The organism is Serinicoccus chungangensis, from assembly GCF_001483745.1.
GTDB classification, from domain to species: Bacteria; Actinomycetota; Actinomycetes; order Actinomycetales; family Dermatophilaceae; genus Ornithinicoccus; species Ornithinicoccus chungangensis_A.
The window spans coordinates 238,597-263,003 of sequence record NZ_LQBL01000031.1 but is presented as its reverse complement, the minus strand read 5'-3'; the positions used below and the strand labels follow the sequence as shown (position 1 = coordinate 263,003).

Below are 24,407 nucleotides of genomic sequence, written 5' to 3'. Positions count from 1 at the left end.
CGAGAGGGGACACACGTGCTCGAGCTGCACGGACTGAGTCGGAGCTACGGCGAGCACCGCGCCGTCGACGAGGTGAGCTTCACCGTCCCGGACGGGCGGATGGTGGGCTTCGTCGGCGGCAACGGGGCCGGCAAGACCACGACCATGCGGATGATCATGGGCGTCCTGGCGCCGACCGCCGGCGAGGTCCGGTGGGACGGCGAGCCGGTCACCCGGGCTGACCGGGTGCGCTTCGGCTACATGCCCGAGGAGCGGGGGCTCTACCCCAAGCAGCCGGTCCTGGCCCAGCTCACCTACCTCGGGCAGCTGCACGGCATGCCGCAGGCCGACGCCCGGCAGCGCTCCGAGGAGCTACTCACCCGCTTCGGGCTCGGGGAACGGCTCACCAGCAAGGTCGAGACCCTCTCGCTGGGCAACCAGCAGCGGGCCCAGATCATCGCCTCGGTGCTCGGCGACCCCAAGATGCTCGTGCTCGACGAGCCGTTCAGCGGCCTGGACCCCGCGGCCGTGGACCAGATGAGCGCGCTGCTGCGCGAGCACACGGCGAACGGCACCCCCGTCCTCTTCTCCTCCCACCAGCTCGACCTCGTCGACCGGCTCTGCGACTCCATCGTGGTCCTGCACGCGGGCCGGGTCGTCGCCCACGGCACCTCCGAGGACCTGCGGGCCAGCGCCCCGCTGCGCTACCGGCTGGTGACCACCGGGGACACCGGCTGGGTGCGCGGGGCCGCCGGCGTCCAGGTCATCGACCTGGACGGGCCGAGCGCGCTCATCCAGCCCGAGGACGAGGCGACGGCGGAGCGGCTGCTCGCCGACGCCGTCGCCCGCGGCGGGGTGCGGGAGTTCTCCCGCATCCGGCCGACCCTGTCCGAGATCTACCGAGAGGTGGCCGCATGAGCGCCCGAGCCCCCTGGACCCTGGTCGCCGCGCGCGAGATCCAGGTCAAGCTGACCGACAAGAACTTCCTCGTGGGCACGGCGCTGACCCTCGTGCTGCTGCTCGGGGCCATGTTCCTCCCCGCCCTCATCGGCGGGGGCACGACGTCCTACGACGTCGCGGTGACCGACGAGGCGGCCACCGGGGTCGTCGACCAGGCCGAGGAGTCGTTGCAGGCCGCGGACGAGGAGTCCGCGATCACGCCGGTCGACGTGGCCGACCGGGCGGCGGCCGAGACCGCCGTCCTGGACGGCGACGTGGACGCCGCCCTGGTGGGCGGGCCGGGCGCCTGGGAGCTCCTGCACGACGGCGGGGCCCCCACGAGCCTGGACGGTGCGCTCAGCGAGGCGGTCAGCGCCTCCGCCATGGCGGCCAACGCCGAGGCGGCGGGGACGACCGTCGCCGACCTGACGGCCGGGAGCGAGCTCGCCCAGGTCGACCTGGCGGCCGACGACGGCACCATGACCGGGCCGCTGGCCTTCGTGCTGGGCTTCGCGTTCGCGATGCTCTTCTACTTCGCCGCCCTGATGTTCGGGATGCAGATCGCCAACAGCGTGGTCGAGGAGAAGCAGTCGCGCATCATCGAGATCCTCGCCGCCAAGATCCCCACCCGCCAGCTGCTCATGGGCAAGGTGCTGGGCAACACGGTGCTGGCCTTCGGCCAGCTGGCCCTCATCGCGGCGGTCAGCCTCGTCGGCCTCACCGTCGTGGACCTCGACGTGGCCCTGCCCGGCCTCACCCAGGCGATCCTGTGGTACCTGCCGTTCTTCCTCGTGGGCTTCCTCGCCCTGGCCTGCGTCTGGGCGGCCGCCGGTGCGTTGGCCTCGCGGACCGAGGACCTGCAGCAGACGACGATGCCGCTGACGATGGTGCTCGTGGTGCTCTTCATCATCGGGCTCTACCTCGAGGGGATGTGGCAGCAGGTCTTCTCCTTCGTCCCGGTGGCGTCCACCTTCGTCATGCCGGTCCGGATCATCGAGGGGGACACGGCGATCTGGGAGCCGGTGGTGGCGCTGGCGCTCGCCCTCGTCTTCTGCGCCCTGACCATCACCCTGGGCTCGCGCCTCTACGAGCGGGCGCTGCTGCACACCTCCGGCAGCCTGTCCTGGCGCCGGGCCATGTCGCTGTCGAAGGACTGACCAGGCTCCGCCGGGGACGGCGGGGGCGGGTGGCTAGGCTGGCCGGGTGAGCGACCCCGAGCAGTTCGACCCCGCCTCCGCCACCGCGTCCCCGCTGCTCGTGGCGCTGGACGTCGACGGCACCATCGTCCACCACGACGGCTACCTCGCCCCGCGGGTGCGCGAGACGGTCCAGGCCCTGGCGGCCCTGCCGCACGTCACCGTGATGATCGCCACCGGACGATCGGTGCTCTCGACCCTGCCGGTCATGGACCAGCTGGGGCTCAGCACGGCGGGGCGTCCTGCCGTCTGCTCCAACGGGGCGGTGACGATCAGCGCGGCGCCGCAGATGGACGAGGGCTACGAGCTCGTCGACATGGTGACCTTCGACCCCGCCCCGGCCATCGCCCTCGTGCACACCCACCTGCCCTCCGCGCTGGTCGCGGTGGAGGAGATCGGGGTGGGCTTCAAGGTGAGCACTCCCTTCCCGCCCGGTGAGCTGTGGGGCGAGGAGCGGGTGGTGCCCGTCGAGGAGCTCGCCGCCCGGCCCGCGACCCGGGTGACCTTCCGCGAGCCCACGCTCAGCTCGGCCGACTTCACCGCGCTGGTGGAACGCATCGGTCTGCACGGGGTGTCCTACGCCGTGGGCTACAGCGCCTGGCTCGACCTCGCGCCCGAGGGCGTGTCCAAGGCGTCCGCGCTGGAGCTCGTGCGCCGCCGGCTCGGCGTGCAGCCGCACCGCACGGTAGCGGTCGGCGACCAGCGCAACGACCTGGAGATGCTGCACTGGGCCGCCGTGGGGTATGCCATGGGTCAGGCTCCCGACGAGGTGCTCCGGGTCGCGGACCGCACCACCGGTGCGGTAGAGGAGGACGGTCTGGCCGACGCCCTCGACGAGGTCCTCGCCGAGCTGGTCTGAGCGTGCTCATCACCTCGCCTGCCAACCCGCGGATCAAGGCCGTCGTGGGCCTGCGGCGGCGACGGACCCGCGAGGCGGAGCGCCGCACGGTCGTGGAGGGGCACGAGGAGCTCAGCCTGGCCCTGGAGGCCGGGGTCGTCCCCGAGCTGGTGCTGGTCTGTCCCGAGCTCATGGCCGACGGCGTGCTCGACGAGGTGCTGGCCCGGGCCGACGAGCTGGCCGTGGAGACGGTGCAGGCCTCCCGCGCGGCCTTCGAGAAGGCGGCCTACCGCGAGGGCCCGGACGGGGTGCTCGCGGTCGTGCCGACCACGCGGCGCCGGCCCGCAGAGCTCACCCTGCCGCCGGACGCGCTCGTGCTCGTCTGCGAGGGGGTGGAGAAGCCGGGCAACCTGGGGGCCGTGCTGCGCACCGCCGAGGCCGCCGGGGTGGACGCGGTGGTCGCGGCCGACCCGGTGACCGACTGGGGCAACCCCAACACGGTCCGGGCCTCCAAGGGCACCGTCTTCTCCGTGCCCGTCGCCGCGGAAGGCACGGAGGCGACCCTGGACTGGCTGGACGGGCACGGCATACCTCTGGTCGCGGCCACCCCCGACACCGATGCGCTGCACACCTCCGTGGACTACCGCGGACCCGTCGCGATCGCGGTCGGCACCGAGAAGACCGGCCTCACCGACCTGGTCCTCGGGCGGGCCACGCACCGGGTGCGCATCCCCATGGCCGGTCGCGTCAACTCCCTCAACGTCGCGACCTCGGCCGCGATCATCGTCTACGAGGCGGTCCGGCAACGGGGTCGAGGTCGATGACCTCCCCGAAACACGGGTGTGTCACGATGAGCGCCATGCGTATCGACCACGTGAGTTATGCGGCCGGCCCGGAAGGGCTCCAGGCCACGGCGCAGCGCCTGGCGGCGCAGCTCGAGGTCACTCCGCACGACGGTGGGGTGCACCCGCGCTTCGGCACCCGCAACGTCATCCTCCCGCTCGCCGACGAGCGCTACGTCGAGGTCGTCGAGGTGCTCGACCACCCGGCCTCGGACAAGGCGCCGTTCGGCCAGGCCGTCCGCGCCCGTTCCGCCGCCGGCGGGGGCTGGATGGCCTGGGTCGTCGCCGTCGACGACCTCGCCCCGGTCGAGGAGCGCCTGGGGCGGCCCTCGGTCGAGGGGCACCGGCACACCCCCGAGGGCGTGCAGCTGCGGTGGCGGCAGATCGGCGTCAAGAATGTCATCGACCACGGCAACCGCCCGTTCTTCGTGCGCTGGGAGTCCGACGTGGAGCACCACCCCTCCCGGCTGGCGGCGTCGGCGACCCGGCTGACCGGGCTCACCATCGGCGGGGACTTCCCCGAGGTGCGCGAGTGGTTGGGCCTGACCGGCGAGCCCGAGGGCTCGTTCGAGAGCGAGATCGAGTTCGGCTTCCTCGAGGACGACGACTGCCCGTGCCTGGTCGAGGTCTCCTTCGAGACGCCCCAGGGGCCTTCCACCATCTGAGGTCCTGCGGCCGGCCGCCGGCTCCCGACCCTCGCGACTGGGTCAAGGAATCGTCAAGAGATCCTTGTCAGGCGGTCAAGAACGCCGCTAACGTGTGCGCGCAACGCCCCCGTCGTGGAGGAGAGCACCGTGCGTCCGAAGCTGTCGTCGCGCCGCGGGGGAGCGGTCGCGCTGGTGCCGCTCCTCGTCCTGGGGGCCTGCGGGCAGGGTGGTGAGGACGTGGCCGACGAGAATGTCGTCGTCGTCCACTCCGGCGACGCCGCACCGGCCGCCGACGTGGCGGACCTGGACGTGGCCGCCGGCGGTGAGTACCCGTTGTCCCTCGAGGAGCGCTGCACGACGGGCGAGGCGCCGGGGTGCCCGGGCGACCCGACGGCCCTCGCGGGAGCGGGGACCACCTTCGTCTCCGACCACCTCCGCATCACCTACCGGGGCGGCCGCACGGTGCGCCAGCTGACCGGCAACGAGGCCAACCCGGAGTTCCTGGGGGTGGCCGCGGTGTTCGACCTCGAGGTCGTGGGCGACCGGGCGCTCGATCTGACCAGCAGCCGCGGCTTCGACGAGCTCGACGTCGACGTGTTCACGACGTCCGGGCAGGGGTCGGGCAGCCTCAGCGAGTGCGGGTACGGCTGGACCGCTCCCACCGGTGTGCACGGTGACCCGACGTGGCTGGAGCCCGGCACCCGGCTGACGGCCATCTACTGCTTCGCCTCCCAGGGGCCGGAGTCCTTCCTCGCCGGGGACCCCGTGCTGCAGATCTCCGGGGACGGCGCCGCCGTGCTCACCCTGCGCGACGCCGACCCCGACGACGCCGCGCTGGACGACGTGCTGGCCTCGATCGAGTGGGTCGCCGAGCACCAGGGGGCAGCGCCGAGCGACACCGGTCTGGAACTCTTCGACCGCTACTGGGGCGACCTGCACGCGTCCGGGGAGCCGCTGGTGACCGTCGACACCCGCGACGCGGACGCCGAGGCCGCCGGTGCCGGCGCACCGGTCGCCGGCTCCGAGCCGCCACCGCAGGACGGCACGGTGGTGCCGGCTCCGCCAGCGGTGGGTCCGGAGGGTGCGGGGCTGGAGGAGGGGTTCGGTGAGGGCTCGGGGCCGTTCGGCGACGAGGTGTGGGTCGGGGACGACCCCGGGGGCCAGGGGTCCGACGGGTCCACCCCGGGCGGCGACGAGGACGGGGTGATCGCCTACGACGCCTGGGAGGCGGCCTGGCTGCTCTGGGAGGCGGAGCTGCCCGCCGGCGCGTACCTGGACCTGTGCGAGGACGAGCCGACCGGCGAGTTCCCGTGCGTGGAGGTCGTCGAGGAGACCACCGAGGGCGCGCTGGTCGGGCTGCGCCTGGGACCCACGGCCGACCCCGACGAGCGGGACACCTGGGCGACGCTGACGACCGACGGCCAGACCTGGTCGATCGACGAGCGGTGGGACGTCGGCGACGGCGCCCCGCCCGGCTGGGTGCCCACCACGACCGGGTCGCGCTAGGCCCGTCCGTAGCCGCGCAGCCGCAGGCTGTTGAGCACGACGAGCACCGAGCTGAGCGCCATCGCCCCACCGGCGATGACCGGCGTCAGCAGGCCGAGGGCGGCCAGCGGGATGGCGAGGGTGTTGTAGCCGAAGGCCCACACCAGGTTCTGCTTGATGACCTGCAGCGTCCGCCGGGACAGCCCGATGGCGTCGGCCACGGTCTCGACGTCAGCACGCATGAGGACGATGTCCGCGGACTCGGCGGCGACGTCGGTCCCCGAGCCCATCGCCATGCCGAGGTCCGCCTGGGCGAGGGCGGCCGCGTCGTTGACGCCGTCGCCGACCATGGCCACCACCCGGCCCTGCTCCTGCAGCGCGCGCACGTGGTCGAACTTGTGCTGGGGCAGCACGTCGGCGGTGACGTGGGTCGGGTCGATGCCCACCTGCTGCGCGACGGCCGCGGCGGTGCGCGCGTTGTCGCCGGTCAGCAGGTAGGGCGTGAGGCCCAGCCCGCGCAGCCGCTCCACGGCGGCGGCGCTGGTCTCCCGCGGGGTGTCCGCGACGGTGATCGCGGCCCGCGCGGTGCCCTCCCAGCCGACGAGGACGATCGTGCCCTCGGCGCGGGCCAGCGCCTCGTGCAGCACCTCCGGGACGACGTCGAAGAGGCTGGGGCGCCCGACCGTGACGACCATGCCGTTGACGGCGGCGCGGGCGCCCTCGCCGGGGAGGGTGACGAAGTCCTGGGTGTCGGCGAGACGCACGCCGCGCTCGCGGGCCCCGGCCACGACGGCCCTCGCCACCGGGTGCTCGCTGCCGACCTCGACGCTGGCGGCCGCCTTGAGCGCGGCGTCCGCGGGCAGCGACCCCGCGGTGACGACGTCGGTGAGCACCGGGTGACCGGTGGTGAGCGTCCCGGTCTTGTCGAGCACGACGGTGTCGACGGCCCGGGTCGACTCGAGGATCTGCGGGCCCTTGATGAGGATGCCGAGCTGGGCGCCGCGGCCGGTGCCGGTGAGCAGCGCGGTCGGCGTGGCCAGCCCGAGGGCGCAGGGGCAGGCGATGATGAGCACCGCGACCGCGGCGGCCAGGCCCTCGGTGAAGGGGTTGCCGGTCACGAGCCACAGCACCAGGGTGAGCCCGGCGATGACGAGGACGGCCGGCACGAAGACCGCGGAGATGCGGTCGGCCAGCCGCTGCACAGGGGCCTTGCCGGTCTGGGCCTGCTCCACCAGCTCGGTGATCCGCGCCAGCGTCGTCTCGGCGCCGACCCTGCTGGCGCGGACGATGAGCCGGCCGTGGCCGTTGACCGTGGCGCCGGTGACCTGGTCCTCCGGTCCGACCTCGACCGGCATGGACTCCCCGGTCACCATGGAGGCGTCGATGGTCGAGCGACCGGAGAGGATGACCCCGTCGGTGGCGACCTTCTCGCCCGGCCGGACGACGAAGCGGTCACCCACGACGAGCTCCTCGACGGGCACCCGGTGCTCGGTGGTGGCCATGGCGCCGCCCCGGCCGGCGTCCTGGCGCAGCACCGCCACGTCCTTGGCGCCCAGCTCCATGAGGGTGGTGAGCGCCGATCGGCCCTGCGCCTTGGCGTGCGCCTCGATGGTGCGCCCGATGAGCAGGAAGGCGGTGACCACCGCCACGACCTCGAAGTACAGGTCGTGGGTGAAGCCGGTGAGCAGCGCGACGACCGACCAGCCCATCGCCGCCGTCGTCCCGACGGAGACCAGGGTGTCCATCGTCGAGGCGCCGTGCCGGGCGTTGATCGCCGCGGCGCGGTGGAAGGGCCACGCCGCCCACAGGTAGACCGGGAGGGTCAGCAGCAGCTGCAGCCAGTGCCCGGCCGCCCCCAGGGCCTCGCGCACCGGCGGCACCATGTGCAGGACAGCGACGAGCAGGGCCAGGGCGCTGGCCACGACGGTCCGGCGCCGCAGGGAGTCCTGGTCGACGACGTCGTGCGTCATCGCCGGACCGCCGTCGCGACCCCGGCCGGTCGTCTTCTCGGTCAGGGGGGTGGCGCCATACCCCGTCTTCTCGACGGTGGCGACGATGTCGGCCACCGACAGGGCGGACGGGAAGGAGACGCTCGCCTTCTCGGTGGCGAGGTTGACGCTGGCCTCGACGCCCTCCAGCCTGCCCAGCTTGCGCTCGATGCGGGCCGAGCAGGAGGCGCACGTCATGCCGCTGATGGCGAGGTCGACGTGCTGGGTGGCGGTCTCGGTGGTGCTCATCGGTTCTTCCTGGAGCGTGGGTGGGGCAGGGTCAGGCGCTGGCGGTGTATCCGGCCTCCTCGACGGCCGCCCGCGCGGCGCCGAGGTCGAGCGGGCCGTCGGAGACGACGAAGACGTCGGTCTCGCCGCCCTTGACGAGGTCCTCGACGCGGACCTCCAGGACGTTCTCGATCTCCTGCAGCTCCTCGGTGACGGAGGCTACGCAGTGCTCGCAGGTCATGCCGGAGACGACCACCTTGGTGGTCTGGTTCTGCAGCGGGGTGTCGGTCATGGTGCTCTCCTCGGTATGCGGTGCGGCCGGCACACTAGGCCCGGCCCCTGAGTGGGTGCTGGGTCAGCTGCGGACGAGCCGGGCGATAGCCGCGGAGGCCTCGCGGACCTTCTCGTCCTTGGCCTCCTCGGACTCGGCGGCCGCGTCGACGACGCAGTGGCCGATGTGGTCCTCGAGCAGGCCGAGGCTCACCGCCTGCAGCGCCTTGGTGGCCGCGCTCACCTGGGTGAGCACGTCGATGCAGTAGGTGTCGTCCTCGACCATGCGGGCGATGCCGCGCACCTGGCCCTCGATACGGCGCAGCCGCTTGAGGTAGTCCTCCTTGGACCCGGTGTATCCGTTCACAGCCATGCCAACAGCATACCCCCTGAGGGTATTTCGTCCTGGCCCGTCCCGGGATGTGCACGAGGATCCCTGGCTGGACGCGCCGTAGGGTCGGCCTCGTGGCGACCATTCTCCTCCTGCCGAGCCCGCTGCTGCCGACCTCGGCCTATGCCGGTCTGGCCCGTGCGCTGGAGCAGACCGGGGTCCGGGTCGGGATCGCGCCGGTGGAGGCCGGCCCGGGGCTCGATCCGCACGCCCTCGTCCGGGAGTGGGCCGGGTTGGTGGAGCCCGGCACGACCATGCTGGCCCACAGCAACGCGGGGTACCTGGCTCCCGCCGTCAGGGCCGCGGCGCCGACCGCGGGCCGCGAGCGCGTCGGCATCGCGTTCATGCACGCAGCCCTGCCGCCGGAGGCCGGCCCGGCGCCGCTGGCCCCGGCACGCTTCCGCGAGCACCTCGCCGGGCTCGCCGACGCCGACGGCCTGCTGCCGCCCTGGACCCGCTGGTGGCCGCGAGAGGTCGTCGACCAGGTCGTCCCGGCCGACCGGTTCCCGGAGATCGACGAGGAGTGCCCTCGGCTGCCGCTGTCCTACTTCGACACCGAGATGGCCCCGCCGAGCGGGTGGACGGCGTGGCCACAGGCATACCTCGCCTTCGGGTCGACGTATGCCGACGAGCTCGCCGCCGCACGCAGCCGGGGGTGGCCGCGCCGCACGATGACCGGCGGCCACCTGCACTTCCTCGTCGACCCCGGGGCGGTGGCGCTCGAGGTCGTCACGCTGCGCGAGCAGCTACCGGGCTGACGCCTCCCCGGCCGCCGGTCCCTCGCCGGCCGCTGGTCCCTCGCCGGCCGACCCTGCGGCGGCGCGGCGCTGCGCGACGCCCCGCGCCTGGCCTGTGTGGATGTCGCGGACCCACTCCCAGCCCGCGGGCACGTCGGGGCCGATCCGCGGGTCGTCGGGTTCCAGCCCCTCGCGCAGGGCGTGCAGGTAGGCCCGGTCGAGGTCGATACGAGCTCGCACCTGGGGTCCGCGGGCGACCGACCCGTGCCCCGGGACGACGACGTCGACGTCGTCCGCGACGGACTCCAGCACCCGCAGCCCGGCGAGGTGGTCCTCGACCGGGTCGCTGCCCTCGCGGGCCTCGTCGAGCATGGGCACGAAGACGTCGGACAGCATGTCGCCGACGACGAGGACGCGGCTGGCGACGACGAGCAGAGCCGCGTGGCCGGGGGAGTGCGCCGGGTGCTCGAGGACTCTCACCGCCGGCCCCTCCCACGGCAGCTCGATGGCGCCCTGGGGCAGTCCAGTGACGAGGCCGAAGGGCTCGAGCGGCACCTCGTCGACGATCTCGGGGGGCAGACCCTCCCGCACCCGGGTCCGCCAGTCCGGCTGTGCGCGCAGCTCGCGCAGAGACTCGGCGCACCGGGCCGTGCCGAACCGGGGTGCCTCACCGAGGTCGGGGTGCCAGAGCACGTGGTCCCAGTCGGGGTGGGTCGCGAAGCCTGCCGTCACCTGGTCGCCGAGCTCACGGAGGTCCTGGGCGAGCTCGCGCAGCTCGGTGTCGGTGACCCCCGGGTCCACGAGCAGGACCCCGGAAGGTCCGCGCACCACCACGGTGTTGTTGCGGAGCAGCTCGCTCTGGTGGACCAGGACGTCGTCCGTGACGCGCTGCAGCATGGGTTCTCCTTCGCACGCCGCCGATCGTCGGCCTGTGTGCCGCCGAGGTCTTCGGTGGCCGGCCGGGGTCGTCAGGTGTGACCGCGTCGGTGTGCTGCACTCATCGGTGTCGCGGCGATGAGAATGGCGGACCACCGTGGTCTGGTGCACTAGAGAACCGGCTCGAGGAGAGGTGGACCGCCGTGCGCAGGCTGACCTTCGCCATGAATGTGAGCCTGGACGGCTACGTCGCCGGCCCGGACGGTGACCTCGACTGGAGCGAGCCGAGCGACGAGCTGTTCCAGTGGTGGTCCGACCGCGTGGGTGCGACGGAGCTTGCGCTCTACGGGCGCCGGTTGTGGGAGGACATGAGCTCCCACTGGCCGACCGCGGACCAGCAGCCCGGCGCCACTCCGAAGCACCGCGAGTACGCGCGCCGCTGGCGGGCCATGCCGAAGGTCGTCTTCTCCTCCACGACGTGCCCGGTCGACTGGAACACCAGGCTGGTCACCGGCGACGCGATGAGCGAGATCCGTCGGCTCAAGGAGGAGGACGGCGGGCCGATGGACATCGGGGGCGCCACCCTCGCCGCCGCCGCGATGCGCGCCGGCCTCGTCGACGAGTACGTCCTGGCCACCACCCCGGTCCTGGTGGGTGGTGGCACGCCGTTCTTCGCGACCCTGGACAGCTGGGTGCACCTGGACCTCGTGGAGACCAGGACGTTCCCCGGTGGCGTCCTGATGACCCGGTACACGGCCCACGACTGACTTCTCGGCCGCAGACTCCACCCGCCCGCCCGTGCCGGCCTGGGGGGCGCCCCCGCCCGTGCCCCGCCGGAGACGTCACGATGAGTGACCCCGCGAATCAGTCCGCCCTTGATGTAGCCCGTGACTCACCGGCGCACTGAGTTGGAGGACGACTCAGCGGCGGACTGCGTCTCCAGGCGACTGAGTGGCTCGTTGATCCGGGGGGTGACTCAGTGGCGCGCTGATTCTGAGGGTGACTCATCGTGACGTCTCCGGCGAACGACCCTGGGGTGTGGCCAGGAAGCCCGGGGCCGGTGGGCGGGGGGCACTAGTCTGACCGGCGGGAGCGCGGCGAGGTGGGCGACACCCGGTCCCCGAGTCCGCCGGGTGACCGCCACGTGCCGGAGCCTGTCGAGGGGACGCCGAGAGGAGAGGCGATGTCGACACGAGACCAGACGGTCACTGCCCTGGGGTTGGGTGGGGTGGCCGCGTTCCAGCTGGCCCTGGCGCTGGGCGCGCCGTGGGGCCGGGCGAGCTACGGCGGCCAGCACGAGGGGGTGCTGCCACGACGGCTGAGATGGGTGAGCGCCGGGGCCACGGTGGTCTACGCCGGTGTGGCCGTCACCGTCGCCAGCGAGCGGACACCGCCACAGGTGCGGCGCGGCGTCCTCACCGCGGTGGCCGGGCTGATGTCGGTGGCCATCGTCCCGAACGCGATGTCCCGCTCCGCTCTCGAGCGGGCCATCTGGACGCCCGCCTCGGGCGCGCTCGCGTATGTCGCCTGGCGGGCCCTGGTTCGGCAGGGGAGTGACGAGAGCCGAGAGCGGCGGCCCACGGGGGGAGCTGACACACGGAGCGTGACCACCACCCGTCAGCGTCACCAGCCTCACCCGGCCGGGGCGAACTCGCAGAAGCTCTCGTAGTGGTCGTCGGTGTAGTACCAGACCTCGGGGTCGACCTCGTCCCCACCCGTGACCACCCGCTTCGCGCCCCGGTGCGAGAGGCCAGGGGTCTGGACGGTGAACTCCCGGTAGTACCCCCGCTCCTCCTGCGGCAGGAAACCCTCCTGGTTCCTGAACGTGGACCCGTCCCGATCCGGGTATGCGTAGGGCCCACCGTCCTCGATGTCGTCGACCACCGGCTCGAGCTCGGGCGGCAGCACCGCGTCGGCGCAGGCGTCGACGTCGTCCCAGGCGCGGGTGTCCGTGCCGCGGGCACCGCCGGCCGGTGCGCCCTCGCCAGCCGGCTCGTCCATCCCCGCCGAGGGCTCGCCGGTCCCTGCCGACGGCTCGCCCGTGGCTCCCGGTGCGTCCCCCTCCCCGCCGACCCGGCCGAGCGCCAGCCACACCAGCAGGGCCGCGAGCAGCGCCAGGGCCGCGCCGGAGACGACCCGCGACCGGGTCACGGCTGCCCGGAGGTCCGCGCCGCCCCGAAGGCCACCACGGCGAGCGCGTCGGCGTCGTCGAGGATCTCCGCCAGGATCCACCACGCCCGCCCGTCACGGGCCGCCAACGCCCCGGCCTCCTGCCACAGCAGCGCCACCTCCTGGCCGTCCCACAGGTCGCGCAGGTCGCGCAGCGTGTCGGCCATGGCGTCCAGGTTGGTCGAGGCCGGCTCCGGCAGCCGGAGCGCGTGCGCCAGCTGCGCCTGGGTCTCCCGCAACCCTCCGGCGGGCGGGGTGGTGACGGTGGTGAGGGCGTACCCCGCCTGGGCGAAGTGCGCCTCCGCGTCGCCCAGGCGCTCGGCGGGCAGGAGGATCACGCCTCCCCCAGGTGCTCGACCAGGTCCGGCGCCAGACCGACGTAGGTCGCCGGCGTGAGCGCGACCAGCCGCTCCTCCTCCTGCGTCGGCAGCCCCAGGCCACGGACGAACTCGACCAGCTCGGCCTGGCCGATCCGCCGCCCCCGGGTCAGCTCCTTGAGCCGCTCGTAGGGATTGCTCATCCCCTCGACCCCGCGCGCGGCGAGCGCCCGCATCACCGACTGCACCGGTTCGGCGAGCACCTCCCAGTTCGCGTCGAGGTCGGCGGCCATCGCCTCCGGCACGGCGTCAAGCCCGGCGAGCCCGCGGCTCACGTTGTCCAGCGCCAGCAGGCTGTGGCCGAGGGCGGTGCCGGCGTTGCGCTGCATCGAGGAGTCCGTGAGGTCGCGCTGCAGCCGGCTGGTCACCAGGGTCGAGGCGAGCACGTCGAGCAGGGCGTTGCTCACCTCGAGGTTGGCCTCGGCGTTCTCGAAGCGGATGGGGTTGACCTTGTGCGGCATGGTCGAGGAGCCGACGGTGCCCTGCCCCCGCACCTGGGCGAAGTAGCCCATCGAGATGTAGGTCCACACGTCGGTGGCCAGGTTGTGCAGGATCCGGTTGAACCGCGCGACGTCGGCGTACAGCTCGGCCTGCCAGTCGTGGCTCTCGATCTGCGTGGTCAGAGGGTTCCAGGTCAGCCCCAGGTGCTCGACGAAATCCTTGCTGAGCCGCTGCCAGTCCGCTCCCGGCACCGCCTCGACGTGCGCCCCGTAGGTGCCGGTGGCCCCGTTGAGCTTGCCCAGGTATGCCGCCCCCTCGACCCGGCCCAGCTGTCGCCTCAGGCGGTGCGCCAGCACCGCCAGCTCCTTGCCCATCGTCGTGGGGGTGGCCGGCTGGCCGTGCGTGTGCGCCAGCAGCGGCACCTCGGCGAGGTCACGGGCCATCGCGGCGAGCTGGCCGACCAGGGCCCGCGCCCGCGGTAGCCAAACCTCCTGGACCGCGCCCTGCACCATGAGCGCGTAGGACGTGTTGTTGATGTCCTCGCTGGTGCAGGCGAAGTGGATGAGCTGCCCCAGGGCCTCGGCCCGCGCGGCACCCTCCGCCCCGGACCCGGCGAGCAGAGCCGTCAGCCGGCCGCGCAGGAAGTACTCGACCGCCTTGACGTCGTGCACCGTCTCCGCCTCGATGGCCCGCAGTTCGTCGATCGCGTCGGCGTCGAAGTCCACCACCAGCGCCCGCAGCGCCGACCGCTCCTGCTCGGACAGACCCGGGGCGCCCGCCACCACCTCGTGCTGCACCAGGTGCAGCAGCCACTCGACCTCGACGTGCAGGCGGGCCCGGTTGAGCGCGGCCTCCGAGAGGTGGTCGACCAGCGGGGCGACCGCCCCGCGGTACCTCCCGTCCAGGGCACCCAGGGCGATGGTGGGAGAGAGCTCGGCGAGCGGCGTGCGGGCGGGAGGCAGCGGCATACGCCCATCTTGGCAGGGGCGTGGCACGAGACCGAACGGGTGACCGACGCGGAACCGCTTGTCAACGACACGTTGACATCGGGCGCTGTGTCAACGTATGGTTGACGCATGAGCATCCCCTCCGCCGCCACCGCGATGTCCCGGGTCCGTCTCACCGCCGGCCTGTGCGCGATCGCCGTCGGCTTCGTCACCTACGGCCTGAGCCGCGTCGTCGACTCCGGCTTCGTGCACGGCTTCTTCCAGGGCGCCACGCTGGCGTTGATGGTCGCCGGCGCCTACCTGGTCGGGGCCTCGATGTGGCACCGCCGCAGCCGGGGGCAGGCCGGGGACGACCGGCACTGGCTGCCCAGCCGTGACGGTGCCGACGACGGGCCGGCCCCCAAGAGGGGGGACCCCCGGTGAGCCAGCCGCACCCCGAGGACGACCTCGCCGCCCAGATCGGGCACATCATCCTCGAGGGCGGCCCGGAACCGGGGGGTCAGACGCTCGACGGCGACGACCATCTCCGCCTGGTGCGCCGAGCCGCGCTCGCCCACGAGGTCAGCGGCGAGCTGCTGCAGCAGGCGGTGACCGCCGCCCGTGCCGGCGGGCAGAGCTGGGCGACCCTCGGTCGGGAGCTGGGGCTGAGCAGGCAGGGTGCCCAGCAGCGGTTCGGCGGGGCCGGTCGTCGGCCCGCGGCCACCGACCACGCCACGGGCGACACCGCGGACGACACCGCGGGCGAGGGGCGCCCGGACGAGCGGTGGCTCGGCCCGGTCACCGCCGTCGACGAGCTCGGCGAGCTGGAGCTCGCCGGCCGGCTCGGCTGGCACACCGTGGAGGCCGGGATGTTCCGGCACCGGATGGTGCGCACCCCCACCCGGTGGGAGCACCGCCGGGTGCTGTGGACGCGCTCCACCTCGAGCTACCTCACGCAGGGGTGGCAGGTGGGGGCACGAGCCTTCCCGTGGCTCTACCTGGTGCGGGACACCGGGCTCCCGGTGGACGACGCGTCGTGAGCCGCCGGCACCGAGGTCAGCGCTTCTTAGCGTCCGGGTCGATCTCGTCGGCGTTGACGTAGTCGCCGGTGACGCGGTCGCGGTGCTCGCGCGCGATGCGGGTCGCCTCCTCGGCCTCCCGGTGCAGCTGGTCCGCGCGCAGCTGGGCCTCGCGCGCCTTGCCCTGCAGCTCACGGGCCCGCTCCTCGGCGCTCTGCGCGTAGGACTCCCCGGACTGCGCCTTCTCCCGCAGCCCTGCCGCCTCCTCGCGGGCCGCGTTCAGCCGCTTGGTGCGGGCCATCATCGCCCAGACGGCCAACGCCGCCACCACGACGAGGGCGATGACGACGATCCAGACGGCGGTGGAGGTGTCCATGCCCGCAACCTAGCCGATGTGCTGCGGGACCGCTCGGTCGTCCGCTGCCGACGAGGCGTCCCGGCCCACCCGGTGGTCGGTCCACCGCCCGGTGACCGGCGCGGTGTGGCTCACCAGCACCACCGACCGGCCGCCGCCGAGACCGGCCAGCAACCCGCCGAGCGAGCGCTCGGCCGTCGCGTCGTCGAGGTGCGCGGTGGGCTCGTCCAGCAGGACCACCGGCCGCGCTGAGAGCAGCGCGCGGGCCAGCGCGAGCCGGCTGCGCTCCCCGCCCGACAGCCCGGTCAGGGGGGTGTCCAGCCCGTGGGGGAGGCCGGCGAACCAGCCGCCGAGGTCGACCGCCCCGAGTGCGTCGAGCAGCTCGCCGTCGGTCGCGCCGGGCGCGGCGAGCACGAGGTTGGCGCGGACCGACCCTGCGAACGCGTGCGGTTCGTCGTCGACGACGGCCATCAGGGCCCGGGTCTGCTCCAGGTCCAGCGCCCGCACGTCCGCGCCGCACCGGCACCCTCCCGCTGCGCCCGCGCCGGACACGAGGTAGCAGCCCTCCTCCGGGTCGAGGTGGCGAGCGAGCACGGCCAGGGCGGTCGACTTGCCGGCCCCGTTGGGCCCGTCCAGCCGGATGCGGTCGCCCGGCTGCACGTCGAGGTCCAGCGGGGGCAGGTCGGGTGCCGGGCCCCCGGTCGCCCCCGGGGACCACCGGGCGGTGACCTCCCGCAGCTCCAGCGCCGGCGGTCCCGTCGGCGCCGAGGCGGTCCCGCCCCCGGCGACGGCCGGCGTCTGGTCGACGAGCGCGTCCAGGCGGGCCCGCGCCGACCGGGCCCGGGCCCGGGCGCCCGCCACGTCGGGGACGTCCGCCCACGCGTCGGCCAGCGCGAGCGGCACCAGCGCGACGAGCGCGGCGAAGGGCCCGCTCAGCGCCCCGACGGCACGCGCGTCGAAGGCCAGCAGGGCCACGGCCGTCGCGGTCGCGGCGACGACCACCCACGTGGCCGCCAGCCCCGTGGCCCGGGCCCGGGTGAGCCGCGCCTCGCCGCGGCGCTGCGCCTCCTCGGCCCGCAGCACCGGGGCGAGCAGCTGCCGGTGCCCGCCGTCGACGCCGCTGACCGCCTGCACGGGGAGCAGCTGGGCGGCCAGGGCGGTGGCCCGGTCGCGCACCTCCCCGCGCCGCGCGACCGCGGCGTCCTGGGCGGGGCGCTCGGCGGCATACCCGAGGACGCCGACGAGGGTGACGGCCAGCCCGCCGGCCGCCACCACCAGGCCGGCGGCCGGCAGGTGCCAGCCCGCGACGACCGCCCCGACGAGGGTCGCGATGCCGGTGGACCACCCGGGCACGCTCACCCGCACGTGCTCGTCGACGACGTCCTCGAGGTCACGCGCGGCGGCGGTGAGCACCTGGCCGCGGCTGCGCCGCCCGAGCCGGGCCGGGGTGAGCGGGATGAGTGCGGCGTAGAGGTCCGCCCGGCGGCGGGACAGGTCGTCCAGCGCGACGTCGTGGCTGACCACCCGCTCGGCGTAGCGGAAGACCGGGCGGAAGATGCCGAACGCCCGCACCCCCACGATCGCCACGAGCAGGGTGAGCACAACCGGCATGGTCGAGGACTGCACGATGAGCCACCCCGACGTCGCCGTGAGCGCCACGCCGCAGCTTAGGGAGGCACCCCCGAGCAGGCAGGCCAGCGCCAGGCCGCGGCGGCCGCGCGGGGTCCGGACGGGGTCGACCTCCCCGGGGCGCGGGGTCGGGTCGGCCTCGGGGTCGGCCCTGCGGCCGACGTCGGACTCGGCCCCGGGGGCGGTCTCGGGGTCGGGCAGGGACAGGACGGGTGCCGCGAGGTGGTGGACGGGCCCCCCGGTCCGGGGCGCCGGCTCCGCGGCCCCCTCGAGCCGCCAGCGGTCGTCCGCGAGCGCGGCCAGGTAGCAGTCGTGCGTCACGACGACGATGCGTCGCGTCTCCGCGAGCTCGGTGATGACCTGGTGCAGCCGGGGTATGCCGTCCACCGCCACGTTGGCCGTCGGCTCGTCCAGCAGGAGCAGCGGTGCCGGCGAGAGGGTGGCCCGGGCCAGGGCCAGCCGCGCCCGCTGCCCCGCGGACAGGCCGACGCCGTCGTCGCCCAGCCAGGTGTCCAGCCCGTGCCGGTCCGCCAGCTGGCGCCAGAGCCCGACCCGCTCCAGCGCCTGCGTCATCGCCGCGTCGGTCGCGTCCGGGTCGGCGATCGCCAGGTTGTCGCGCACGGTGCCCGGCAGCAGCAGCGGCCGCTGGGTCGCCAGGTGGGCCGCGGGCGCGCTGACCGTCCCCGAGGCGGGGGTGCGCAGCCCGGTCAGGAGCTCCAGGACCGTGGTCTTACCGGCCCCGCTCGGCCCGGTGAGCGCGGTGACGCCGGGGCCCGCCGGCGTGCGCAGCGAGAGCCCGTCCAGGGTGCGGACCCGGCCGGGGTGGGCGTAGGACACCTCGGTGAGGCCGATCGACCCCCCGGCCGGTGTCGCCGGACGGGCACCACGGGCTGCGCTCTCGCCGGACGTGGTGGCCCCGAGGCGTGGTGCCCGTCCGTCCGCACGCCCACCGGGGCCCTGCGCCGCCGCGCCCCCCAGCACCCCCTCGTCGGCGAGCTCCTGCAGCACCTGCGCCCCGTCGGCGGCGTTGTGGAACTCCGCCCCCACCCGGCGGACCGGCCAGTAGGCCTCGGGCGCCAGCAGGATCGCGGTGAGCCCAACGACGAGATCCATCTGGCCGTACGCGAGCCGCAGCCCGACGGCCACGGCCACCATCGCCACCGAGATCGTCGCCAGCAGCTCCAGCGCCGCCGTCGACAGGAAGGCCGTCCGCAGGGTCGCGACGCTCGCCCTCCGGTGCCGCTCGCCGACCTCCCGGACCACCTCGACCTGCGCCCGGGCCCGCCCGTAGGCCACCAGCGTCGGCAGCCCCCTCATGACGTCGAGGAAGTGCCCCGCCAGCAGCTCCATCGCCCCCCAGCGGCGCTGCGTCTCGTCCCGCGTGTGCATGCCGATGAGCGCCGCGAAGAGCGGCAGCAGCGGCAGCGTGAGCACGACGACGAGTGCGCTCCAGGGGTCCACCACGACGAGGGCGAGGAGCGCCAGCGCCGGCACCACGGCGGCCGTGACGAGCGCGGGGAGGTAGCGCGCGACATACGGCTCGAGGGCGCTGACCCCGTCGGTGGCGCGGGTCACCGCGACCTCGGTCCGTGGCCGCGCCTCGACCGGCCGCCCCAGCCAGTGCCGGAGCAGAGCCTCGCGGACGACGCCAACGACCCGCAGCCCGGCGCGACGCGCCACGAGCTCGCCCGTCCCGGCGAGCACCCCGCGCAGCACGAGCAGGGCGACCAGCCAGCCGAGGTATGCCGTGAGCTCCTCGCGCGAGCCGCGCACCACCGCGCCGACGACGAGGGCGAGGCAGAGGGCCTGGGCGATCGCGACGATGCCGGAGAGGATGCCGACGACGGACAGCGAGGCCACGGGGCCGCGGGTCGCCGGGAGCGCGCGCAGCAGGGCGGGGTCGACGGGTCGCACGCGGCTCAGCGCTCCGGTGCCGTCACGTCAGCGCTCCGCCCCGGCCCGCTCGCCGCCGTCGACGACGGCCGCGTGGTGCACCTCGGTGGGGATGTGGTGCCCGGACACCCGCTTGCGGAACGCCCAGTAGCTCCACGCGGTGTAGAGCAGCATGATCGGCGTGAAGACGAGCGCCACGACCGTCATGATCCCGAGCGTCTTCTGGCTGGAGCTGGCGTTCTCCGCCGTGAGCGACCAGGCGGGGTCCAGGCTCGAGGGCATGACGTCCGGGAAGAGCGCGAGGAACAGCGACGTGGTGGCCATCGCGATGGCGACGAAGGTGCCGGTGAAGGCCCAGCCCTCGCGGCCGCGGGCCGCCGCGAGCAGCCCGCCGACGAGGCTGGCCGCAGCCACGCCGGCCACCACCCAGGAGGCCGTGGTGCCGGTGCGCAGGTGCACGACCCCCAGCCACAGGACCGCCAGCACGGCGCTCGCGGCCCCGAGCCGCAGCGCCAGCGCCCGGGCGTCGTGGCGCAGCCGGCCGTCGGTCTTGAGCGCCACGAAGAGTGCCCCGTGGGTGAGGAAGAGGGTGAGCGTGGTCAGCCCGCCGAGCAGGGCCACCGGGCCCAGGAGGTTCCAGAAGCCGCCGACGTACTCCATGTCCGCGTCGATGGGCACCCCGAGCACGATGTTGGTGAAGGCCACGCCCCAGAGCAGCGCCGGGACGAAGGACCCGGCGACCACCATCGCGTCCATCCGGGCCCGCCAGGCCGGGGAGTCGACCTTGCCGCGGTACTCCAGGCCCACGCCGCGCAGGATGAGCCCGACGAGGATGAGCAGCAGCGGCAGGTAGAACCCGGAGAAGAGGGTGGCGTACCAGTGCGGGAAGGCGGCGAAGATGGCGCCGCCCGCGGTGAGCAGCCATACCTCGTTGCCGTCCCAGAACGGACCGATGGCCGAGAGCATCTGCCGCTTGCGCGTCTCCCCGCTGTGCGGGGTCTCGCCCTCGGTCTCGTCCCGGCCGAGCACCGGCAGCAGCATGCCCACGCCGTAGTCGAAGCCCTCGAGGCAGAAGTAGCCGACCCACAGGACGGCGATGAGGATGAACCAGATCGTGGTGAGTTCCATGACGTCCCTGTCTCAGTAGGTGAAGACGAACGCGTCGTCGTCGTCGCGGTTCCGGGGGTCGTAGGACGCGTCCTCGGGCACCTGCTCCGCGCCGGCCCGGCCGTAGCGCAGCAGGAGGCCGACCTCGACGACGGCGAGCACGCCGTAGAGGAGGGTGAAGACGGTCATCGAGGTCAGCACCTCGGCGGCGGTCGTGCCCGGGGACACGCCGGTCTGGGTCGTCATGAGGCCCATGACGAGCCACGGCTGGCGCCCCATCTCGGTGAACATCCAGCCGAAGGTGTTGGCCAGCAGCGGCAGCAGCAGCACGAGGAGCCCGGCCCAGCCCCACGCCCGGTGCGCGAGCCGCTGCTCGTCGGTCTCGCTGCCCCGGCCCCGCAGCACCCACAGCACCGCGGCCGCGATCGCCATGGCGGCGAAACCCAGCCCCATCATGAGCCGGAAGGTCCAGTAGGTGACGGGGATGACCGGGCGGTAGTCCTCGACGGCCGTCAGCTCGGACCCGGCGTAGGTCAGCTCGTAGCGCTCCTGTATGTGGTCGATGCCCTCGACGGCCCCGTCGAGGGTGCCGGTGGCGAGGTAGGAGAGCAGCTTGGGCACGGTCAGCGCCCAGACCTCCTCGGTGCCGTCGAGGGTGCCGACGGTGACGATGGAGAAGGGGGCGCCCTCGCCCTCGGGCACGTCCTCGTAGAGCGCCTCGGCGGCGGCCATCTTCATCGGCTGCACCTCGGTCATGACCTTGCCCTGCAGGTCGCCCGACACGATGACGCCGAGGGAGGCGACGAGGACGGTGACGGCGCCGAGCTTGGCGGCCTTGCGGTACATCGGCTTGTCCGTCCGCGGGGTGGCGTCGCGCCACAGGTGCCACATCGCGAAGGCCAGCACGAACCCCCCGCCGGTCATGTAGGCCGCGGCGATGACGTGCGGGAAGGTCACCAGCTGCACCGGGTTGGTGAGCACCGCCAGGAAGTCGGTGAGCTCGGCGCGCCCGGTCTCCGGGTTGAGCCGGTAGCCGACGGGGTTCTGCATGAACGAGTTGGCGGCCAGGATGAAGTAGGCCGACAGCAGGGTCCCGATGTGCACCAGCCAGATGGCCGTGGCGTGCAGCTTCTCCGGGATCCGTCCCCAGCCGAAGATCCACAGCCCGAGGAACGTCGACTCGAGGAAGAACGCCAGCAGCGCCTCGATCGCCAACGGGGCGCCGAAGATGTCGCCGACGAAGCGCGAGTAGTCCGACCAGTTCATGCCGAACTGGAACTCCTGCACGATCCCGGTGACCAGGCCCAGCGCGAAGTTGATGGTGAAGAGCTTGCCGAAGAACTTCGTCAGCCGCAGCCACTGCGGGTTCCGGGTGCGCATCCACTGCGTCTGCATGATCGCCACGAGCAGGCTGAGCCCGATCGTGATCGGCACGAAGAAGTAGTGGTAGACGGTGGTGATGCCGAACTGCCAGCGGGCCAGGTCGAGTGCATCCACGAAGGGTGCCTCCCGTCTGCGAGGAGTGAACTACGTGTCGTCGTAGATGCTACTTCCGGTCGTAGACGGTCGGGTCACCCGGTCGGCGTGATAAGGGTCACGGTGACGGCGACGGGCACAGCGAGCACCGCGGCGGACAGGGCGGTGACGGCGATGCGGGTATGCCGGGGCGCCGGCGGGTGGCTGAGGAGCCGGACCCGGGCGGTGACCTCGGGGGTCGCTGCCGTGGCCATGGCGACCAGGGCCCGGGCCAGGTCGGCGTGCCCGGTGCGCTGCTCGGCGATCCGGTCGGCGAGCGCCTCGGTGAGCAGCTGCACCTCGGTCAGGGCCGCCGGCACCCGCAGGCGGCGGGGGACGGCCTCGTGCAGCACGGTGAACAGCTCGAGGAGCAGGTCGTGCCGGGCGTCGAGGTGGCCCTGCTCGTGGGCGAGGACGGCGCGCAGCTCGGTGGCGCCCAGGCGGTCCAGGGCGGCGCGGGTGAGGACGATGCGGTGCCCGCGCCCCGGGAGGCAGTAGGCGCTGGGGTTGCCCAGGGCGAGGACGGTGACGTCCGGCCGGGTGATGCCCTCGGCGCCGCGGGCCAGGGTGTCGTCGAGGTGCTCGCCGACGAGGTCGACCAGCTCCCGGTGCCGGGTGCGGCGGCGGCGCAGGTCGGTGCCGACCCGGTGCCCGGAGACGAGCAGCCGCACGAGCATGGCCCCGGACAGGAGGAGGGCCAGGCCCAGGAGCAGCGGCTGGGACAGCCCGGTCGTGAGGACCGCCGTGGGGGCGGCCAGCAGCGCGCACAGGGCCCCCGCCAGGCTGACGGACTGCCACAGCAGCAGGCCCGGACCCGGCATGCGGCGCAGCGCGGTCCAGGCGGGGAGCACGCGGGGCGCGCCCAGGACGAGGAGGAGGGCGGCCAGGACGACGGCGGCGGTGAGCAGCGGGCCGCCCATGGCGGGGGCGTGAAGGTCAGGCGCCGCGGCGGCGCTCGACCTCGGCGAGCGCGGCCCGCAGGTCGTCGAGCTCACCGGGGCTGGCGTCGTCCAGGAAGTGCAGCATCGCGGCCGTCCGGTCGGCCTGGACGGTGTCGAGGGCCGAGCGCAGGGCGCCGGCGGCGAGCTCCTCGCGGCTGGCGGCGGGGGAGTACTGCCACGCCCGCCCCTCGCGGGTCCGCTGGGTCACGCCCTTCTTCGTCAGCCGGTCCAGCACCGTCATCACCGTGGTGTAGGCCAGCTCCTTGTGGTGGTCGCGCCGCTCCAGGTGGTCCAGGACGTCACGGACCGACAGCCCTGGTCCCTCGGACCAGAGGATGTCCATCACGGCGCGCTCCAGGTCGCCGAGGGAGGTGCTGCGCAGGGGCATACCGGCAGGGTACGCCCCCCACCTGGGAACCACCCCCCGACCGCACCGGACGCGTGCTCGGGACGCACCGGACGCGTGCTCGGGTCGCACAGGACGCGCGCTCCGACCCCACCGGACGCGTGCTCCGACCGCACCGGACGCGTGCTCGGGCCGCACCGGACGCGTGCTCGGGCCGCACCGGTATGCCGTCAGTCGGGGTAGCCCTGCGGGTTCGCCTGCTGCCACCGCCACGTGTCGGCGCACATGTCCTCCACCGACCGGGTCGCCCGCCACCCCAGCTCGGACTCCGCGAGCGAGGGGTCGGCATACGAGCTGGCGATGTCGCCCGGGCGGCGCCCGACGACCTCGTAGGGGATCTGCTGCCCGCTGGCCCGCTCGAAGGCGGAGACCAGCTCGAGCACCGAGGTCCCGCGTCCGGTGCCGAGGTTCCACACCGACAGCGGCCGGTCGTGGCTGCTGATCCACTCCAGCGCCGCGACGTGGCCCTCCGCGAGGTCCTGCACGTGGATGTAGTCGCGCACGCCGGTCCCGTCGACGGTGTCGTAGTCGTCGCCGAAGACCGCGAGCTTCTCCCGCCGGCCCACCGCGACCTGGGCCACGAAGGGCATGAGGTTGTTGGGGATGTCGGAGGGGTCCTCGCCGATGCGTCCGGAGGGGTGCGCGCCGACCGGGTTGAAGTAGCGCAGCAGGGCCACCCTGAGCTGCGGGTAGGCGTGGGTCACGTCGCGCAGGATCTGCTCGTTCATGACCTTGGTCCACCCGTAGGGGTTGGTCGCGGAGGTCGGCAGCCCTTCGGTCATCGGCACCGGCGCGTCCTCGCCGTAGACGGTGGCGCTGGAGGAGAAGACCAGGTGGGGGACGCCGCGGTCGACCATGGCCTCGACGAGGCGCAGCGTGGCGCCGATGTTGTTGCGGTAGTAGTCGATCGGCTTCTCGACCGACTCGCCCACCGCCTTGAACGCGGCGAAGTGGATGACCGCGTCGAAGGACTCCTGCGCCAGCAGGGAGTCGAGCTTGTCGCCGTCGGCGAGGTCGAAGGCGTGAACCGGCACGGGGATGCCGGCCAGCTCCTCCAGCCGTGGCGTCACCGACGGCTTGCTGTTGGAGAAGTCGTCGACGACGACCACCTCGTGGCCCGCCCGGGCCAGGGCGACGACCGTGTGGGACCCGATGTAGCCGGCGCCGCCGGTGACGAGAACGCGCATGCCGTCATGGTGTCAGACGGCAGCTC

25 protein-coding genes are annotated in these 24,407 nt (G+C 73.8%); 11 read left to right on the top strand and 14 right to left on the bottom strand.

Annotated features, from left to right (window positions below):
* Window positions 1-15: 15 nt before the first annotated feature.
* The 6 genes from AVL62_RS14045 (at window position 16) to AVL62_RS14020 (ending at window position 5,947) form a co-directional block, all read left to right on the top strand.
* Window positions 16-897, top strand: coding sequence for an ABC transporter ATP-binding protein (locus AVL62_RS14045; RefSeq protein ID WP_058892264.1), 882 nt, complete (start codon window positions 16-18; stop codon window positions 895-897).
* Window positions 894-2,075: an ABC transporter permease gene (locus tag AVL62_RS14040; protein ID WP_058892263.1), complete on the top strand. Its 1,182-nt coding sequence runs from the start codon at window positions 894-896 to the stop codon at window positions 2,073-2,075. The genes AVL62_RS14045 and AVL62_RS14040 overlap by 4 nt, the downstream gene beginning before the upstream one ends.
* A gap of 46 nt (window positions 2,076-2,121) precedes the next feature.
* A complete protein-coding gene (locus tag AVL62_RS14035; RefSeq protein ID WP_058892262.1) occupies window positions 2,122-2,973 on the top strand; it encodes an HAD family hydrolase in 852 nt (283 codons plus the stop codon).
* Window positions 2,974-2,975: 2 nt separating this feature from the next.
* Window positions 2,976-3,776, top strand: coding sequence for a TrmH family RNA methyltransferase (locus AVL62_RS14030; protein ID WP_058892261.1), 801 nt, complete (start codon window positions 2,976-2,978; stop codon window positions 3,774-3,776).
* Window positions 3,777-3,811: 35 nt separating this feature from the next.
* Complete coding sequence (locus AVL62_RS14025) at window positions 3,812-4,459, top strand: VOC family protein (RefSeq protein WP_058892325.1); 648 nt, start codon at window positions 3,812-3,814, stop codon at window positions 4,457-4,459.
* Window positions 4,460-4,588: 129 nt separating this feature from the next.
* Window positions 4,589-5,947 (top strand): hypothetical protein, encoded by a 1,359-nt coding sequence (locus tag AVL62_RS14020; RefSeq protein WP_058892260.1) that lies wholly within the window; start codon window positions 4,589-4,591, stop codon window positions 5,945-5,947.
* Here the strand turns inward: AVL62_RS14020 and AVL62_RS14015 are convergent.
* From AVL62_RS14015 to AVL62_RS14005, 3 genes are all read right to left on the bottom strand, one after another.
* Window positions 5,944-8,163: a heavy metal translocating P-type ATPase gene (locus AVL62_RS14015; RefSeq protein ID WP_058892259.1), complete on the bottom strand. Its 2,220-nt coding sequence runs from the start codon at window positions 8,161-8,163 to the stop codon at window positions 5,944-5,946. The genes AVL62_RS14020 and AVL62_RS14015 overlap by 4 nt on opposite strands.
* 31 nt (window positions 8,164-8,194) lie before the next feature.
* Window positions 8,195-8,434 (bottom strand): heavy-metal-associated domain-containing protein, encoded by a 240-nt coding sequence (locus tag AVL62_RS14010; RefSeq protein WP_058892258.1) that lies wholly within the window; start codon window positions 8,432-8,434, stop codon window positions 8,195-8,197.
* Window positions 8,435-8,497: 63 nt separating this feature from the next.
* Window positions 8,498-8,779 (bottom strand): metal-sensitive transcriptional regulator, encoded by a 282-nt coding sequence (locus AVL62_RS14005; RefSeq protein WP_058892257.1) that lies wholly within the window; start codon window positions 8,777-8,779, stop codon window positions 8,498-8,500.
* A 98-nt stretch (window positions 8,780-8,877) separates the two neighbouring features.
* Between AVL62_RS14005 and AVL62_RS14000 the strand changes: the two genes are divergently transcribed.
* Window positions 8,878-9,561 (top strand): hypothetical protein, encoded by a 684-nt coding sequence (locus tag AVL62_RS14000; RefSeq protein ID WP_058892256.1) that lies wholly within the window; start codon window positions 8,878-8,880, stop codon window positions 9,559-9,561.
* Here the strand turns inward: AVL62_RS14000 and AVL62_RS13995 are convergent.
* On the bottom strand, window positions 9,550-10,437 hold the full coding sequence (locus tag AVL62_RS13995; protein WP_083518969.1) for an MBL fold metallo-hydrolase: 888 nt from the start codon (window positions 10,435-10,437) through the stop codon (window positions 9,550-9,552). The two genes, AVL62_RS14000 and AVL62_RS13995, sit on opposite strands and share 12 nt — an antisense overlap.
* Before the next feature lie 182 nt (window positions 10,438-10,619).
* On the opposite strand from AVL62_RS13995, the gene AVL62_RS13990 reads away from it, so the two are divergent.
* Both AVL62_RS13990 and AVL62_RS13985 read left to right on the top strand, forming a co-directional pair.
* Window positions 10,620-11,183 carry a dihydrofolate reductase family protein gene (locus AVL62_RS13990; RefSeq protein ID WP_058892255.1) on the top strand — a complete coding sequence of 188 codons (564 nt, stop codon included), beginning with the start codon at window positions 10,620-10,622 and terminating at the stop codon, window positions 11,181-11,183.
* 416 nt (window positions 11,184-11,599) lie between these two features.
* A complete protein-coding gene (locus AVL62_RS13985; protein ID WP_058892254.1) occupies window positions 11,600-12,085 on the top strand; it encodes a hypothetical protein in 486 nt (161 codons plus the stop codon).
* On the opposite strand, the gene AVL62_RS13980 is transcribed toward AVL62_RS13985, so the two are convergent.
* The 3 genes from AVL62_RS13980 to purB are packed head-to-tail and all read right to left on the bottom strand — an operon-like array spanning window position 12,049 to window position 14,371.
* Window positions 12,049-12,567, bottom strand: coding sequence for a ribonuclease domain-containing protein (locus AVL62_RS13980; protein WP_058892253.1), 519 nt, complete (start codon window positions 12,565-12,567; stop codon window positions 12,049-12,051). The two genes, AVL62_RS13985 and AVL62_RS13980, sit on opposite strands and share 37 nt — an antisense overlap.
* Window positions 12,564-12,923, bottom strand: coding sequence for a barstar family protein (locus AVL62_RS13975; RefSeq protein ID WP_058892252.1), 360 nt, complete (start codon window positions 12,921-12,923; stop codon window positions 12,564-12,566). Before AVL62_RS13975 ends, AVL62_RS13980 begins: the two co-directional genes overlap by 4 nt.
* The gene (gene purB, locus AVL62_RS13970; RefSeq protein ID WP_058892251.1) at window positions 12,920-14,371 is read right to left on the bottom strand and encodes an adenylosuccinate lyase; all 1,452 of its coding nucleotides are present in this window, start codon (window positions 14,369-14,371) and stop codon (window positions 12,920-12,922) included. The genes AVL62_RS13975 and purB overlap by 4 nt, the downstream gene beginning before the upstream one ends.
* A 108-nt stretch (window positions 14,372-14,479) precedes the next feature.
* Between purB and AVL62_RS13965 the strand changes: the two genes are divergently transcribed.
* A complete protein-coding gene (locus AVL62_RS13965) occupies window positions 14,480-14,773 on the top strand; it encodes a hypothetical protein (RefSeq protein WP_058892250.1) in 294 nt (97 codons plus the stop codon).
* Window positions 14,770-15,369 (top strand): hypothetical protein, encoded by a 600-nt coding sequence (locus tag AVL62_RS13960; protein WP_058892249.1) that lies wholly within the window; start codon window positions 14,770-14,772, stop codon window positions 15,367-15,369. The genes AVL62_RS13965 and AVL62_RS13960 overlap by 4 nt, the downstream gene beginning before the upstream one ends.
* Window positions 15,370-15,385: 16 nt before the next feature.
* On the opposite strand, the gene AVL62_RS13955 is transcribed toward AVL62_RS13960, so the two are convergent.
* The 7 genes from AVL62_RS13955 to galE form a co-directional block, all read right to left on the bottom strand.
* Window positions 15,386-15,724, bottom strand: coding sequence for a hypothetical protein (locus AVL62_RS13955; protein ID WP_058892248.1), 339 nt, complete (start codon window positions 15,722-15,724; stop codon window positions 15,386-15,388).
* Window positions 15,725-15,733: 9 nt separating this feature from the next.
* On the bottom strand, window positions 15,734-19,246 hold the full coding sequence (gene cydD, locus AVL62_RS13950; protein WP_058892247.1) for a thiol reductant ABC exporter subunit CydD: 3,513 nt from the start codon (window positions 19,244-19,246) through the stop codon (window positions 15,734-15,736).
* A 27-nt stretch (window positions 19,247-19,273) separates the two neighbouring features.
* Entirely contained in the window at window positions 19,274-20,353 is a 1,080-nt protein-coding gene (gene cydB, locus AVL62_RS13945; protein WP_058892246.1) for a cytochrome d ubiquinol oxidase subunit II, read from the bottom strand.
* A gap of 12 nt (window positions 20,354-20,365) precedes the next feature.
* Entirely contained in the window at window positions 20,366-21,829 is a 1,464-nt protein-coding gene (locus AVL62_RS13940) for a cytochrome ubiquinol oxidase subunit I (protein ID WP_058892245.1), read from the bottom strand.
* A gap of 74 nt (window positions 21,830-21,903) precedes the next feature.
* The gene (locus AVL62_RS13935) at window positions 21,904-22,767 is read right to left on the bottom strand and encodes a M56 family metallopeptidase (protein ID WP_058892244.1); all 864 of its coding nucleotides are present in this window, start codon (window positions 22,765-22,767) and stop codon (window positions 21,904-21,906) included.
* A gap of 16 nt (window positions 22,768-22,783) precedes the next feature.
* The gene (locus tag AVL62_RS13930; RefSeq protein WP_058892243.1) at window positions 22,784-23,176 is read right to left on the bottom strand and encodes a BlaI/MecI/CopY family transcriptional regulator; all 393 of its coding nucleotides are present in this window, start codon (window positions 23,174-23,176) and stop codon (window positions 22,784-22,786) included.
* A gap of 188 nt (window positions 23,177-23,364) precedes the next feature.
* Window positions 23,365-24,381 (bottom strand): UDP-glucose 4-epimerase GalE, encoded by a 1,017-nt coding sequence (gene galE, locus AVL62_RS13925; protein ID WP_058892242.1) that lies wholly within the window; start codon window positions 24,379-24,381, stop codon window positions 23,365-23,367.
* Window positions 24,382-24,407: the final 26 nt, after the last annotated feature.

Excerpts from the sequence above, each read along its gene's own strand:
- AVL62_RS13965 (WP_058892250.1), top strand. The coding sequence starts at position 14,480 with ATGAGCATCCCCTCCGCCGCCACCGCGATGTCCCGGGTCCGTCTCACC.
- AVL62_RS13955 (WP_058892248.1), bottom strand. The coding sequence starts at position 15,724 with ATGGACACCTCCACCGCCGTCTGGATCGTCGTCATCGCCCTCGTCGTG.
- AVL62_RS14010 (WP_058892258.1), bottom strand. The coding sequence starts at position 8,434 with ATGACCGACACCCCGCTGCAGAACCAGACCACCAAGGTGGTCGTCTCC.
- AVL62_RS14040 (WP_058892263.1), top strand. The coding sequence starts at position 894 with ATGAGCGCCCGAGCCCCCTGGACCCTGGTCGCCGCGCGCGAGATCCAG.
- galE (WP_058892242.1), bottom strand. The coding sequence starts at position 24,381 with ATGCGCGTTCTCGTCACCGGCGGCGCCGGCTACATCGGGTCCCACACG.
- cydB (WP_058892246.1), bottom strand. The coding sequence starts at position 20,353 with ATGGAACTCACCACGATCTGGTTCATCCTCATCGCCGTCCTGTGGGTC.
- purB (WP_058892251.1), bottom strand. The coding sequence starts at position 14,371 with ATGCCGCTGCCTCCCGCCCGCACGCCGCTCGCCGAGCTCTCTCCCACC.
- AVL62_RS13995 (WP_083518969.1), bottom strand. The coding sequence starts at position 10,437 with ATGCTGCAGCGCGTCACGGACGACGTCCTGGTCCACCAGAGCGAGCTG.
- AVL62_RS13930 (WP_058892243.1), bottom strand. The coding sequence starts at position 23,176 with ATGCCCCTGCGCAGCACCTCCCTCGGCGACCTGGAGCGCGCCGTGATG.
- AVL62_RS13935 (WP_058892244.1), bottom strand. The coding sequence starts at position 22,767 with ATGGGCGGCCCGCTGCTCACCGCCGCCGTCGTCCTGGCCGCCCTCCTC.
- AVL62_RS13985 (WP_058892254.1), top strand. The coding sequence starts at position 11,600 with ATGTCGACACGAGACCAGACGGTCACTGCCCTGGGGTTGGGTGGGGTG.
- AVL62_RS14025 (WP_058892325.1), top strand. The coding sequence starts at position 3,812 with ATGCGTATCGACCACGTGAGTTATGCGGCCGGCCCGGAAGGGCTCCAG.
- AVL62_RS14015 (WP_058892259.1), bottom strand. The coding sequence starts at position 8,163 with ATGAGCACCACCGAGACCGCCACCCAGCACGTCGACCTCGCCATCAGC.